Here is a 14,735-nt window from a genome sequence, read left to right as displayed (position 1 = left end):
CGCAACGCAACCCACGCAGCGGACAGCAGAAAAGGAGGTTGGGATAATGATGACTTTGACTGGCGAATGGAATGCCCCCATCAATGCGTTCCCGGCCTTTGCTGATGACGCACGCGTAGCTCCGGTCTACTCCGGTTCCCGCCGCCCAGCCGCCCTCGCGGGCTTGCTGCGGCGCCGCTAACCGGCACCTGCATCCGCTCACCCGCCAGGACTCCTTCCAAGGCTTCGGCCCTGGCTCTCGGCCTGCCCGGAATGCTGCGCTTCTTCGCTGACTTCCCGGAAAAGCTTTTGGCATAGCCCCCGGCTCTTTCTTCGAATAGTCCCTGCTCGGAGAATTTTGCATCCGGCTTTGTGGTCTCACTTCAGCTTCGCCATAGTCAGGCACCCCTGGAATTGCGCTTTCTTGTGCGATTCCGATTAATTCCCTGGTGGAATTTATGCACCCTTTTTACTGCACTTTCCCGCGCACAAAAACAGCGCTAATTCGCCGTGCCCTTTTGCACCTAATGATCAACGAAAGGAGGTGGTTCCCTTGATGCGAATGATCATGGGACTCCTGTCCCGCCCCCTGCAGCGCCGCAGTTCCTTCAACAGCGCCCTGCTGGAGCAGCACCGGAACGATGTTTTTGTGCTCATGCACCAGCAGCTGGGCGGCCTGCGCTGACGGCCGGCCCCGATCCTGCCGGACACTGATCTCCTGGGACGGGGCCGGCGGTAAGCTCGATGCCATGCACGAGACCCAGCCGCCGGAGGATGAACGACGGCCCCGCATCGTGGTGCCCAGCCGCAGTGATGACGTGTTGCGGAATTTCACGGAGGTGCTCGGTGGCCCGCTGGGGACCAGGACAGCGCCCGGTGTGGTCTCCCCCGGCATCTTCACCGTTGAACGGGTGCTGATTGTCCTCACGGCGCTGGCAGCCTTGGTGGGAATCCTGTTGAAGGGATACTGCAGGGCCAACGGCTGGGAGACGCCCACACAGTTCTACGCCACCTGCTACTCGGACTTCCCGGAGCTGTTCCGGAACCGCGGCATGGCAGCGGGGATGTTCCCCATCCTGGGCAGCGGCAGCCAGTTCGAATACCCGGTGCTCATAGGACTCATCGCAGGGGTTACGGCCTGGTTGGTGCCGGGCGGAGACCCCAAAACCATGGCCCTTGCCTACTTCGACATCAACGCCGTGCTGCTGGCGGCAGTGGCCATGGTCACCGTGGTGGTGGTTGCCCGCATGCCAGGCAGGCGGCCCTGGGACGCGGCCATGGTGGCCGTGGCCCCGGGGATCGTGCTGGCCGGCACCATCAACTGGGATCTTTGGGCCGCCTGCCTGCTTGCCATGGGCATGTACCTCTTTGCCCGGAAGCGGCTTGTCCTTGCAGGGGTGCTGATCGGGCTGGCCACCGCCACCAAGCTGTATCCGGTGCTGGTACTCGGAGCCATCCTGCTGCTCGCCGTCCGGTCGGGCAGGTGGCGACCGTTGCTGGTAACCGGCGCCAGTGCAGCGGCCACGTGGGTGCTGGTTAATCTGCCGTTCGCGCTGATGAACCCTTCCGGCTGGGCCTATTTCTTCCAGTACAGTGCCGACCGGGGCGCCGGCTACAGCTCGGCATGGTTCGCCTACAACCTGGTGGCGGGCAGGCTGGGCTGGTCCGGTCTGGGCGCCGAAGGCGTCAGCATCCTGTCTGCCGGGTTCTTTGTGCTGGCCTGTGCCGGGATTGCCGCCGTTGCCCTGACCGCGCCCCGCCGTCCCCGCCTGGCCCAGCTGGCATTCCTGATCGTCGGGGCCTTCATCCTCACCAGCAAGGTCTATTCGCCGCAATACGTGGTGTGGTTGATCCCGCTCCTGGCCCTGGCCCGGCCGCGCTGGCGCGACTTCCTGGTGTGGCAGGGCATCGAAGCCCTGCATTGGGCCGCGATCTGGATGTACCTTGGACAGGTGACCAGCGCAGGTTCCTCGCAACACAACCTGGACATGCCGTACTACGTCCTCGCCGTTGCCGCGCACATGGCCGCGGTGGCGTACCTCATGGCGCGCGTCACCTGGGACATCTACAACCCCGCATACGACCCCATCCGAAGGCACCACCTCGATGACCCGCACGGCGGGCCCTTCGCGGACGCACCGGACCGGTTCCGCTGGCGCATCCGGCGCCGCGCCGCTTCGCCCCTCCCTTCCAAAGCTTCACCCTCACTTTGAAAGAAGGTCCCATGGTTGATGTTGCGGTAGTAGGTTCCGGGCCCAATGGGCTCTCGGCGGCAGCGGTCATGGCACGTGCCGGGCTGTCGGTGGAGGTCTTCGAGGCAGCATCGACGATCGGCGGCGGCACGCGGACCACCGAGTTGATGCAGCCCGGCCACCTCCATGACGTCTGCTCCGCGGTGCATCCCATGGCCGTTGCATCCCCCTTTTTCCGCGCCTTCGAGCTGTCCCGGAGGGTTGACCTGATAACCCCGGACGTCTCCTTCGGGTCCCCGCTGGAGGGTGGCCGTGCTGCATTGGCCTACAAGTCCCTGGACAAGACCGCGGAAGCCCTGGGGCAGGACGGCCCGGCGTACCGGCGGCTGATGGAACCGCTGGTCCGCCATGTCGCTGACGTCATGGACTTCACCCAGAACCAGCTCCTCCGGATCCCCCGGAACCCGCTCGTGGCCGGCATCTACGGGCTGCGGACCCTGGAACAGGGAACCGGCCTGTGGAACCTCCGGTTCCGGGAAGAACTTGCCCCGGCCCTGCTCAGCGGGGTGGCGGCCCACGCCATCTCACACCTGCCGTCCCTGGCCGCGTCCGGGGCCGGGCTCATGCTGGGCGCCCTGGGGCATGCGGGCGGATGGCCCATCCCCCGCGGCGGCTCGGCATCAATCGCGGCAGCACTGGCTGATGACATCCGCGCCCATGGCGGCGTGATTCACACCGGAACACCGATAGACCGGCTCGAGCAGCTTCCGGCGGCCCGGGCCACCCTGCTGGATGTGGCGCCGCGCGGACTCCTGGACATGGCAGGGGAATCACTTCCGGGCCACTTCCGGCGGGCACTGGACCGCTTCCGCTACGGCAACGGCTCCTGCAAGGTGGATTTCATCCTGTCCGGGCCGGTGCCATGGCAGGCCGACGGACTTTCCGAATCCGGTACCGTCCACGTGGGCGGCACACGGGCCGAACTGGCGCGTTCGGAAAATGAGGTCAGCGCAGGACGCCACCCTGAACGGCCCTACGTGCTCGTGGCCCAACCCTCCCGTTTCGACCCGAGCCGGGCACCCGCCGGCAGGCACACCCTCTGGACCTACTGCCATGTTCCCTCGGGCTCCACAAAGGACATGACCAACCAAATTGTGGCCCAGCTGGAACGGTTCGCTCCGGGCTTCCGCGACCTGGTGGTGGAATCACATGTCATCACCGCTGCGGAGCTGGCCGAGTACAACCGCAACTACATCGGGGGCGACTTCAGTGCCGGCGTCATGGACGTCCGGGGGCTTATCCAGAAGCCTGTGATATCCCCCGTCCCGTGGCGGACGCCGCTGCTGGGCGTCTACCTCTGCTCGTCGTCAACCCCACCGGGGCCGGGGGTGACAGGCATGCCGGGCATGCATGCGGCAAGGCAGGCCCTCAAGGATGTCTTCAAGCTGCCGGTCCCTGACCTTGGCATCGCCTAGGTTCCAGGCATGGCCGGCGCGTGGTTGGGCCGTCCGCTGCTTACACAGTTGCGCAGCAGGCGGCCGGCCCGGGGGATAATGGCGCGATGGGGAAATCAACAAAACTTTCGCTTGCCGTAGCTGCGCTCATTCTCGGAACCTCGCTGGTGGCCTGCGACGACGGGAAGTCCGGGGCGGAAGCCGCCGCGCAACAACTGGCCGGCGCGGTCTCGGCGCTGGATGTGGGATCTGTGGCCTTTGAGGGCAAGGATGCTGCGGCAGCCAACGACCAGCTCCACCAGGTCTTCGCGGCCCTGGATCCGCAAAAGCCGCAGGTCCAGGCAGGCGGGCTTACGCTCGACGGCGACAAAGCATCCGCCCCACTGAATTACACGTGGAAGTTTGGCGACGCCGAGTGGAAGTACACCATCGCGGCAAACTTCAAGAAGTCCGGCGACAAGTGGCTCACTGTCTGGGACCCGGCCATGCTGGCACCCGGCCTGGCGGACAGCGAGATCGTGACCAAGGGCTCCCAGTCGCACAAACGCGCGGACATCCTTGGTGCCGGGGACGTCCCGCTGGTCACCTACCGTCCCGTGGTGAACGTGGGGATCGACAAGCCCCAGCTCGGTGGCGCGGACCCGGCCGATTCCGCCGGCAAGCTGGCCGCACTGGTGGGAGTGGATCCTGCCGCCTACGTACAGCAGGTCAAGGCTGCCGGTGAACAGGCCTTCGTTTCCGCGATCACCCTGCGGGAAGAAGGCCGGACCATCTCCGACCAGCAGATCCAGGCCATTCCGGGTGCCCGGGGGATACCGGCGTCGATTCCGCTGGCGCCGAGCCGGACGTTCGCCCGTGCCGTTCTTGGGTCGGTGGGTGAAGCATCCGCAGAGCAGATCGAGGCATCCAACGGTGCCCTTGTGGCAGGTGACGTGACCGGCGTCGGCGGTCTCCAGCAGCAGTACGATGAACAGCTCCGCGGCTCGGACGCTGTCGTCATCCGTGCACAGCGGGCCGACCTGACCCGCGAACAAATCCAGTCCGCCGGCACCGACCCCCGCCGCGTCCTCTTCCAAGTGGACCCCAAGCCCGGAACCCCGCTGAAAACCACCCTCGATCCGCGGCTGCAGACCCTGGCGGAAAGCACCCTGGAGGGCGTGAAACCGGCGTCGGCGATCGTTGCCCTGCGTCCCTCCACCGGCGCAGTCCTGGCAGCTGCATCCGGACCGGGCAGCAACGGCTACAACACCGCCATGCTGGGACAGTACGCGCCGGGCTCCATTTTCAAAATGGTGGACTCGCTCGCCATGTTCCGCAACGGGATGACGCCCGATTCCACCGTCCAGTGCACTCCCACCCTTACGGTGGACGGCCGCACGTTCAAGAACTCCGAGGGCTACCCCGAGACCTCCCTGGGCGCGGTAACGCTGCGGGACGCCTTTGCACACTCCTGCAACACGGCCTTCATCTCGCAGCGGGACTCGGTGTCACAGGGCCAGCTTGAAGCCGCCGCCACGTCCATGGGTGTTGCGGTGGAAGCGCCGAAGCTTGGTGCTGAAGCCTTCCTGGGTTCCGTACCCGGCCAGGCCCAGGGCACCGAGCACGCGGCCTCCATGATCGGACAGGGAAAGGTGCTGCTGTCCCCGCTGGCGGCGGCAATCATGGCCGGGTCCGTCGCCAAGGGCGCCCCGGTCTCGGCGCAGCTGGTCCTCAACGCCGACGCCGGTGCTCCCGCCGCCGGAACGACAGCAGGGTCCACCGCCCCGGCAGCAGAACCGACGGCCACAGCCACGGCCGAGGCGCCGTCCACGGCCTCGGACAAGCCCATCACTGCAGCGGAGGCGGCATCGCTCGCAGACATGATGCGCGCCGTCGTCACCTCCGGACACGCAGGATTCCTCTCCAGCGTCCCCGGTGCCCCGGTGGGGGCCAAGACGGGAACCGCCGAATTCGGCACCGAGAACCCGCCGAAGACCCACGCGTGGATCGTGGCCGTGCATGGCGACCTGGCAGTGGCCGTCTTCGTGGAGGACGGCGGCCTGGGTGCCACCACCTCCGGCCCGCTGCTGAAGCAGTTCCTCACCGCCGCCGGCTAGGGAGCGGCGTGGGAGGATTGACGGTGTGGCCCATATTGACGTTTCCGGCATCGACTACTTCCTCTCCGACGGCACCCAGCTCCTGAACGGGGTCACCTTCAAGGTCCCGGACGGCACCAAGACCGCCCTGATCGGGCCCAACGGCACCGGCAAGACCACCCTGTTCCGAATCATCGCGGGAGACCTGGTTCCGGACGAGGGCGTGGTGGGCCGTTCCGGGACCATGGGCATCATGCGACAGTTCGTGGGCCAGGTGCGGGACGGTTCCACAGTCCGGGACCTCCTGGTCTCCGCCGCTCCCCCGGCGCTGGCGGCGGCTGCGCGCGAGGTTGATGAGGCGGAGCTGGCCATGATGGAGCACGACGACGAACCCACCCAGGTGCGGTACGCCCAGGCCATCGTGGACTGGGGGGACGCGGGCGGCTACGACGTCGAAACCGTCTGGGACGAGGTCTGTATGGCCGCGCTGGGACTGCCCTTTGACCGCGCGCAGCACCGCCCGGCGTCGACCCTTTCCGGTGGTGAGCAGAAACGGCTGGTACTGGAGGCGCTGTTTGCCGGCCCGGACGATCTCCTGCTCCTGGACGAGCCGGACAACTACCTGGACGTCCCCGGGAAGCGCTGGCTCGAGGAAAAACTGAACGAGTCCAGGAAGACGGTCTTCTTCATCAGCCACGACCGCGAACTGTTGAATAACGCTGCTGGACGCATCGTGACCTTGGAGCCGGGCATCAACGGGGCTGCGGCCTGGATCCACGGCGGCGGCTTCGGCTCCTATGTTGAGGCACGCGCAGACCGGAACGCGCGCTTCGAGGAACTGCGCAAACGCTGGGACGAGGAGCACATCAAGCTCAAGGAACTCGTCAACATGTACAAGAACAAGGCCGCGTTCCGTTCAGACATGGCCAACCGCTACCACGCTGCCCAGACCCGGCTGGCGAAGTTCCTCGAAATTGGGCCGCCGGAGGCGCTGCCCATCGAGCAGAACGTCCAGATGCGGCTCAAGGGCGGGCGGACCGCCAAGCGCGCCATCGTGGCGGAGCGGCTGGAGCTGACCGGCCTCATGAAGCCGTTTTCCACTGAAGTATGGTTCGGTGACCGCGTGGGCGTCCTGGGCTCCAACGGTTCCGGCAAGTCCCACTTCCTGCGGCTGCTGGCCACCGGTGGCACTGACCCCGAACGGGAGCACCTGCCGGTTTCCGATGTGCAGATCGTTGAGGTGCCGCATGAAGGGACGGTGAAGCTGGGTGCGCGTATCCGGCCCGGCTTCTTTGCACAGACGCACGTCCGGCCCGACCTGCTGGGGAAGACTCTGCTGGAGATCCTGCACCGCGGCGACGAGCACCGTTCCGGGCTGGGCCGTGAGGCCGCCGCCGGCGCGCTGGACGGCTACGGCCTGGCGGGGCAGTCGGAGCAGAAGTACGAGTCCCTCTCCGGCGGCCAGCAGGCACGGTTCCAGATCCTGCTCCTGCAGCTCAGCGGTGCCACCCTGCTCCTGCTGGACGAGCCCACGGACAACCTGGACCTGCATTCGGCCGAGGCCCTGGAACGCGCCATTGACCACTTCGAGGGGACCGTCCTGGCTGTCACCCACGACCGCTGGTTCGCCCGGACCTTCGACCGGTTCCTGGTTTTCGGATCCGACGGAAAAGTCTACGAGTCCGCCGAGCCCGTGTGGGATGAGCAAAGGGTGGACCGCGTCCGCTGAGAGGTTGCTCCATCAGATATCGCTGTTTCACTCGTGGTTTGGCAGCCGCAACTGATAGAGCAACTGCAGAGTTGCTCTTTTGCAGTGACCAAGTGATCAGAGACTGTTAGCATTTGCTCATGAAGACCGATGAGCGGCACCGCACAATTGCCGAAATCCTTCGGCAGCAGTCGGAAGCGAGCGTCGAACAGCTGATGCAGGCGTGCGGTGCCTCGGGCGCCACCATCCGCCGCGACCTTGAGGTGCTCTCAGGCCACGGTGTCCTCCGCAGGGTCCACGGCGGTGCCAGGAGCCTGATCGGGCAGGGGCAGAACCCCGGCTACGGGCAGCGCGAGCTGGAGGACCGGGATGCCAAGACCCGTATAGGGGCTGCGGTGGCAGGCCTGCTGGCCGAACGGGAACACGTCTGGCTGGACAGCGGAAGCACGGCGACGGAGGTGGCGCGGGCCGTGTCAGGCAGGGCGCTGACCCTGATGCCCATGTCCCTGCAGGCCCTCAATGCGGCAACTGCGGGTGAGGGAAGTGCAGGCTCCCGGCCTGCACTGTTGCTGCCGGGCGGGAGCGTGGTGCCCGGAGAACTTTGTTTCCGTGGACCCCTGGCCGAGTCCAATATCCGGTCCCTCCGCTTTGATACCGCCGTGGTTACCCCCTGCGCAGTGCATCCCAACGACGGCCTGCTGGCCCACGACCTGGAAGATGCAGCAGTCAAGAAAGCAGGCCTGGAATCAGCTGCACGGGTGGTGGTAGCCGCCTCAGCGGCAAAGTGGCAGGCCCACGCACGGGTGCTCGTGGCCGGGCTGGACCGCGTGGACATCATCGTCACCGACAGGCAGTTCAGTGCGCAGGATAAGGCCGAACTCGAAAAATACTCTGTGGAAGTAGTGAGCGTATGAGCACCAGCACCGGCATGGAACAGCACGCAGGATTGAAAGCCGCCGCCGCGGCCACGTTTGTGGTCTTCGGCATCAACGGGCTTGTCTTTGCCAGTTGGGCAGCCAGGATTCCCGCAGTCACCCAGACGCTGCAGATCACATCCGGCCAAATGGGCACCCTGCTGCTGTGCACGGCCATCGGCTCGCTGCTTGCGCTGCCCACCGCGGGACTGGTGGTGGGCAGGATCGGTACGGCCAACACCGTGCGTTTTGCCGGCCTGCTGGCCGCGGCGGCAGGCGTGGGTATCGCGATGTCGCTTTCGGCTGTTTTCATTCCCGGAACGGCGGTGTCCCTGTTCTTCTTCGGCATCGGCATTGGGCTGTGGGACGTGGCGCAGAATATTGAAGGGGCCGACGTGGAGCACAAGCTCCGCCGGACCATCATGCCGCAGTTCCACGCGGCCTTCAGCGGCGGCGCGTTCATAGGTGCCCTCGTCGGCGCGGGGCTGTCCACCCTGGGCGTGGACCTTCCGCTGCATCTTCTGGTGATCGCCGCCGTGGTGGTTGTGGTGGCCCTGGTGGTCCCACGCTATTTCCTCCCCCACCTGGTTACAGCCACCGTGGAGGGGGCCCCGAAGCCTGCCAAGGGGCAGTCCGCCTGGCGGGACAGCAGGACGCTGCTGATCGGCGTAGTGGTCCTGGGCGCCACGCTCACGGAGGGTGCCGGAAACGACTGGATTGCCAAGGCATCGGTTGACGGACTTGCCACCTCAGAGTCCACCGGTGCCCTTATGTTCGCCCTGTTCGTGCTGGCCATGACCGCTATGCGATTCCTCGGTGGCCGTGTCATTGACAAGTACGGACGCGTCGCCGTGCTGCGCGCCAGCATGGCAGCGGCCGCCGCAGGGCTGGGGCTCTTCGTGCTGGCATCCAATATCTGGCTGGCGGGGATTGGTGCCGCGCTGTGGGGCGTGGGCGCCGCCCTCGCCTTCCCGATGGGAATGTCCGCCGCGTCCGACGACCCGCAACACTCAGCCGCCCGCGTCTCCGTTGTATCAACTTTGGGGTATATCTCGTTCCTGGCTGGACCGCCGCTGCTGGGCTATCTGGGGGACCTGACGGGGATCCACACGGCGCTGCTGGCGATCATGGCCCCCATCCTGGTTGCCCTCCTGCTCGCCGGAGCGGCCAGGCCCTTACAGGTGGAGCAGGCGACCGCCGCGCAGGACACCGATCAGGACAGCGTGCAGGAGTCCTCCAAGCACGAGTAGCCCTTGGGGTTAGGGTGATCACATGCAAAGCAGCAGGCCACGGGGCCGGACCTGGATCAGCCGGCTCGATAGATACCTCTTGAGGCATGTTTCAGACCTGCCGGGCGGTAACCACGACGTCTTCTTCCGGCGGCTTTCCGCTGCCGCCAACCAAGGCAAACTCTGGATTGGCACGGCGGCTGTCATGGCGCTCTTCCCGGGCAAGACGAGGAGGGCTGCGCTGCATGGCCTGATTGCCCAGGGGGTAGCCTCGGCGGTGACCAACGTGGTGTTCAAGACGCTGCTCCCCCGGACCCGTCCGCTCCCTGAACATCTGCCGGTCTTCCGCTTCGTGCATCCGCAGCCCACCAGTTCCTCCATGCCGTCCGGCCATTCCGCATCCGCCGTGGCGTTCGCAGTGGGAGTGGGTTTGGTCCGCCCCGCCCTGGGCGCCGCATTGGCACCGGCTGCCTTAGGTGTGGCCTATTCAAGGGTGCACACTGGGGCGCACTGGCCCTCCGATGTTCTGTTCGGCTCCGCCCTCGGTGCCGGCGCTGCCTTGGTGACCCGCCACTGGTGGCCGGTCCGCCCGCCCATCCCGCAGACCAACCGGGCTTGGACCAGTGCCCCCGAACTGCCTGGTGGTGAAGGCCTCAGCATCGTGGTCAACACCCTTGGCGGCTCCTTCAAAGAAGAGACCGCCGAGGCTTTGCAGGAAGTATTTCCCAAAGCTCATATAAATACCGTGCAGCCTGACGAGGACCTGGTGGAGCGGATCGCCGCTACTGCTGATTACCCTGGTACCCGCGCCCTGGGTGTGTGGGGCGGAGACGGGACCGTGGGCACGGCGGCTGCTGCCGCCGTCGACCGTTCTTTGCCCCTGCTGGTCCTCCCCGGTGGGACCTTGAACCACTTTGCCCGGGACGCGGGGACGGGCAGCCTGAAGGATGCCGTGCGGGCGGCAAACAACGGTGAGGCCGCACTCGCAGACATCGGAGTGGTGACCGCAGAGCGGGGCCTGGCCGGGAACCCGGAGGTATCCGAGGTGGCAATGCTGAACACGTCGAGCATCGGCCTCTACCCGAACTTTGTCCGACGGCGCGAGCACCTGCAGCCCGCGCTCGGAAAACCGCTGGCCGGCGTCGTTGCCATGTTCCGGACCTTCGCCGCGGGTACGCCCACCACTCTCACCGTGGACGGGAAGCGGCACAAAGTGTGGATTGCCTACCTGGGGAGGGGCCGGTACTACCCGCGCGACCATGCGCCCCTGATCCGGCCCGTCATGGACGACGGTGTGCTGGATGTCCGGCTGATCACCGCCGATGAGTCCTTTGCAAGGCTGCGCCTGCTCTGGTCCGTGCTCACGGGCACCGTGGCAAGCTCCCGGATCACGCATCTCCGGGAGGCCACGGGGGTCAGGATCGACGCCGACGGTGCCCCCATGGCGCTGGCCGTGGACGGAGAGGCCCTGGCCGGAGTCCGAAGCGTGGCCTACAAGGTCCGGCCGAAGGCGCTGACGTACTACTCACCGCGCTCCTGAGGGGAGCGGGCGCGGGGAGGACCCTGATTCTCCCCTGAATCATCCCTGATACGAGGCGAAACGCTGCCCGCACCCCGGTAGCGTGGGGCAAGAACACCCAGCGAAAACCGTCCGCAGCCGCGTGCTGCCGTCCGAAGGATGAATCATGATCGAGGCAAACGGGCTGACCAAGGTCTATGGTGCCAAAACCGCCGTGGCCGGTGTCAGTTTCACCGTTAAGGCAGGGCAAGTCACCGGCTTTCTGGGCCCCAACGGGGCAGGAAAGTCCACCACCATGCGCATGATCATGGGATTGGACCGGCCCACATCCGGATCTGTCACGGTGAACGGCCTGCCATACGTCCGGCACAAGGCGCCACTGCGGCAGGTGGGTGCCCTCCTCGACGCCAAAGCGGTGCACACCAGCCGCAGCGCCTACAACCACCTGCTGGCCATGGCGGCCACGCACAGCATCCCCAAAACGCGGGTGCATGAGGTGATCGAGATGACCGGGCTGGAGGCCGTGGCCCGCAAGAAGGCCGGCGGCTTTTCACTGGGCATGGGCCAGCGGCTGGGTATCGCCGCTGCCCTGCTGGGGGACCCGCAGACCCTCATCCTGGACGAACCGGTCAACGGCCTGGACCCCGAGGGGGTGGTGTGGGTGCGGAACCTGGTGCGGTACCTGGCCGGGCAGGGGCGCACAGTGTTTCTTTCGAGCCACCTGATGAGCGAGATGGCGCAGACTGCGGACCACCTGATAGTCATTGGCCGCGGCCGGGTGATTGCCGACGCACCCATCAAGGACATCATCACCGGCAAGGGCCAGTCACGGGTCCGCGTCCGTACCGACCAACCTGACCGGCTCCATCAGCTGCTGTCTGCGCGGGGTGCCTCCGTTGACGTGCCGGAGCGGGAACTGCTCGAAGTAACGGGTCTGGAACCCAAAGCAATCGCCGCGACCGCCCTGGAAAACCAGGTCATGGTCTATGAACTCACCCCCCTTGTTGCCAGCCTTGAGGAGGCATACATGGAACTGACCAAGGACGACGTCGAATACCACTCCCTGCCCACTGTGGAGGTCAGCAAGTAATGAGTTCCACAACCACTGAGTCAACGTCCTCCCGCGAACCGGCACCGTCCCCCGCCGGACCAGCCTCCCGCAACGCCGGAAGGTCCCTTCCCGGTCCCACCTTCTTCCGGGTCCTCAACTCGGAGATCATCAAATTCCGCAGCTTGCTCTCCACCCTGATCCTGCTCGCCTCCACGGCGGTGGTCATGGTGGGATTCGGTGCGCTGTCGGCGTGGGGGACAGGACAGTTCACGAATGCCGCCACCCGTGATCCGCAGGCGGCCTCGAGGATGGCATCCCAGGGCGGAGACCTTGCCATCAGCGCCCCCACCTCCGGTATCGCCTTCGCGCAACTGATCCTCGGGTCCCTGGGTGTGCTCCTGATGAGTTCCGAGTTCACTACGGGCATGGCCCGGTCCACCTTCGCAGCCGTACCCAAGCGGATCCCCGCATTTGCCGCCAAGCTGGTGGTGGTGATGGTGACGTCGTTCGTGGTCACCGCCGTGTCCACCTGGGTGGCCGGGCTGGTTGCCGTGCCCATCCTGGACAACTACGGCCTGAAACTCGACCTGGCCAGCTCCCAGTCGGTGAAGCTCCTCCTGGTCAACAGCATCTACGTGGCCGCCGTCGCCGCCATCGGCATGGCCCTGGGCACGCTGCTGCGGAACTCCGCCGGTGGCATCATGAGCCTGGTGGGCATCTTCTTCGTGGCACCTCTTGCCTTCCAGCTCATCCCCGGGGACTTCTTCAAGGAAGCCCGGAAGTACCTGCCCGGCAACACCGTTGAGCCGCTGACGGCTGTGCAGCACGTTCCGGACACCCTCGAGGCGTGGCAGGCCGGACTGGTCCTGGGCGCCTGGGTGGTGGTTCCCGTCCTGCTGGCCGCCGTGCTGCTCAAACGCCGGGACATCTGACCTCCGGGCTCCTGCTTCCGGCCAATGCATCCGCAGCGACGTGGTTTCCGGCACATGACAAATATGCCTGGGAGGAAACTTTTCTTGCTCGTGATGGTTCCTGCTTGGAGGGCCGTCCTGTTCGCCGGGGGCAGATCTGTTGAACTGCACAAAGCAGGGCGGATAATGGCGGACCTAGGGTGAAACGACGATGTGGTGCATCACACGGTCCGCCGGTGTCCACCAAGGCACGTCGCTCAACCCATGCTATTTCCCAACAGGACGGCGCTTCCATGCATGCTGACCAGCAACTTTCAAAGTCCCTGAAACCCAGGCACCTGTCCATGATCGCCATCGCCGGCGTGATTGGTGCAGGACTTTTCGTCGGCTCGGGGGCAGCCATTCAGCAGGCCGGCCCAGGCATCCTCGTGGCGTACGCGGCCGCCGGCCTGGTGGTCATCCTGGTGATGCGCATGCTGGGCGAGATGGCCGCGGCCAACCCCGAGACAGGCTCGTTCTCCACCTACGCCGACAAGGCGCTGGGCCGCTGGGCAGGGTTCAGCATCGGCTGGCTCTACGCCTGGTTCTGGATCATCGTCCTGGGCATCGAAGCCACCGCAGGCGCTGCCATCATGCACCGCTGGGTGCCGGGCATCGACCAGTGGGTGTGGGCCCTTGTCCTCATGGTGCTGCTGACGCTGACCAACCTCGGTTCCGTGAAGTCCTACGGTGAGTTCGAGTTCTGGTTCGCGTCCATCAAGGTCGCTGCCATCGTCCTGTTCCTCCTCTTCGGCGCTGCCGCCATCCTGGGCCTCGTTCCGGGCGTCCCCGCACCGGGGCTGAGCAACCTGATCAACAACGGCGGCTTTATGCCCAATGGCCCGGGTGCGGTCCTGGCAGGCATCCTTGTGGTGGTCTTCTCCTTTTTCGGCGCTGAGATCGCCACCATCGCAGCCGGCGAATCCGAAAACCCTGTGGATGCCGTCAAGAAGGCAGTGAAATCCACAGTGTGGCGCATCCTGGTCTTCTACATCGGCTCCATCGCCGTGGTGGTCACCCTGCTTCCCTGGAACTCCGCCTCCGTGGCCAAGAGCCCGTACGTGGCGGTCATCGAACTCTTCGGCATCCCCGGCGCCGGAACCATCATGGACGTCGTAGTTCTTACTTCCGTCCTTTCCTGCCTGAACTCCGGTCTTTACACCGCCAGCCGCATGCTGTTCTCACTCTCTACCCGCGGTGACGCGCCGCGCTCATGGACCCGCATCTCCCGCCGGGGTGTTCCCGCCGCTGCCGTCCTTGCCTCCACTGTGGTCGGGTTCGTCACGGTCGGTCTGAACTACATCGCACCGGACACCGTGTTCCTCTTCCTGGTGAACACCTCGGGGGCCATTGCCCTGTTCGTATGGCTGGTCATCTCGGCGTCGCAGCTTGTCCTCCGCCGCCGCATGGGCGCCGCGGCCAAGGACCTGCAGCTGAAGATGTGGCTGTTCCCGTACCTCACCTGGGCAGCGATCATCAGCATCGTGGCCCTGCTCATCGGCATGGTGATCGTGGAGTCCACCCGGGAATCGCTGCTGCTCTCCCTGGCCCTGGCTGCCGTGGTCGTGGCGGTCGGTGTGCTCCGTTACCGTCGGCACGGCGCTGCCGCCGGCCAGCCGGACGCCGTGGAGGTCGAACCCGCAGCGGCACCTGCGGAGTAGGCG

General features: G+C 65.9%; 12 protein-coding genes. All 12 read left to right on the top strand.

Going from position 1 to position 14,735, the window contains the following annotated elements; genetic code table 11:
• Positions 1-46: 46 nt before the first annotated feature.
• On the top strand, positions 47-181 hold the full coding sequence (locus LFT44_RS22040) for a hypothetical protein (RefSeq protein WP_272910816.1): 135 nt from the start codon (positions 47-49) through the stop codon (positions 179-181).
• A gap of 354 nt (positions 182-535) precedes the next feature.
• A complete protein-coding gene (locus LFT44_RS22035; RefSeq protein WP_272910815.1) occupies positions 536-664 on the top strand; it encodes a hypothetical protein in 129 nt (42 codons plus the stop codon).
• 64 nt (positions 665-728) lie between these two features.
• Positions 729-2,192: a glycosyltransferase family 87 protein gene (locus LFT44_RS20655; RefSeq protein WP_236800373.1), complete on the top strand. Its 1,464-nt coding sequence runs from the start codon at positions 729-731 to the stop codon at positions 2,190-2,192.
• Between the two features lie 11 nt (positions 2,193-2,203).
• A complete protein-coding gene (locus LFT44_RS20650) occupies positions 2,204-3,646 on the top strand; it encodes a phytoene desaturase family protein (RefSeq protein WP_236800372.1) in 1,443 nt (480 codons plus the stop codon).
• A gap of 86 nt (positions 3,647-3,732) precedes the next feature.
• Complete coding sequence (locus LFT44_RS20645) at positions 3,733-5,721, top strand: penicillin-binding transpeptidase domain-containing protein (RefSeq protein WP_236800371.1); 1,989 nt, start codon at positions 3,733-3,735, stop codon at positions 5,719-5,721.
• Between the two features lie 25 nt (positions 5,722-5,746).
• Positions 5,747-7,429 (top strand): ABC-F family ATP-binding cassette domain-containing protein, encoded by a 1,683-nt coding sequence (locus tag LFT44_RS20640; protein ID WP_236800370.1) that lies wholly within the window; start codon positions 5,747-5,749, stop codon positions 7,427-7,429.
• 119 nt (positions 7,430-7,548) lie between these two features.
• Positions 7,549-8,322 (top strand): DeoR/GlpR family DNA-binding transcription regulator, encoded by a 774-nt coding sequence (locus LFT44_RS20635; protein ID WP_236800369.1) that lies wholly within the window; start codon positions 7,549-7,551, stop codon positions 8,320-8,322.
• Positions 8,319-9,572 (top strand): MFS transporter, encoded by a 1,254-nt coding sequence (locus LFT44_RS20630; RefSeq protein WP_236800368.1) that lies wholly within the window; start codon positions 8,319-8,321, stop codon positions 9,570-9,572. The genes LFT44_RS20635 and LFT44_RS20630 overlap by 4 nt, the downstream gene beginning before the upstream one ends.
• A gap of 22 nt (positions 9,573-9,594) precedes the next feature.
• A complete protein-coding gene (locus tag LFT44_RS20625; protein ID WP_236800367.1) occupies positions 9,595-11,091 on the top strand; it encodes a bifunctional phosphatase PAP2/diacylglycerol kinase family protein in 1,497 nt (498 codons plus the stop codon).
• Positions 11,092-11,236: 145 nt separating this feature from the next.
• Positions 11,237-12,160, top strand: coding sequence for an ABC transporter ATP-binding protein (locus LFT44_RS20620; protein ID WP_236800366.1), 924 nt, complete (start codon positions 11,237-11,239; stop codon positions 12,158-12,160).
• Positions 12,160-13,053 (top strand): ABC transporter permease, encoded by an 894-nt coding sequence (locus tag LFT44_RS20615; RefSeq protein ID WP_236800365.1) that lies wholly within the window; start codon positions 12,160-12,162, stop codon positions 13,051-13,053. The genes LFT44_RS20620 and LFT44_RS20615 overlap by 1 nt, the downstream gene beginning before the upstream one ends.
• Before the next feature lie 272 nt (positions 13,054-13,325).
• Positions 13,326-14,732 carry an amino acid permease gene (locus LFT44_RS20610; RefSeq protein WP_236800364.1) on the top strand — a complete coding sequence of 469 codons (1,407 nt, stop codon included), beginning with the start codon at positions 13,326-13,328 and terminating at the stop codon, positions 14,730-14,732.
• Positions 14,733-14,735 lie beyond the last annotated feature (3 nt).

It is taken from the genome of Arthrobacter sp. FW306-05-C (assembly GCF_021801725.1).
GTDB lineage: Bacteria > Actinomycetota > Actinomycetes > Actinomycetales > Micrococcaceae > Arthrobacter.
The sequence above is the reverse complement of the archived record's forward strand: the minus strand, read 5'-3'. Positions and strand labels throughout refer to the sequence as shown.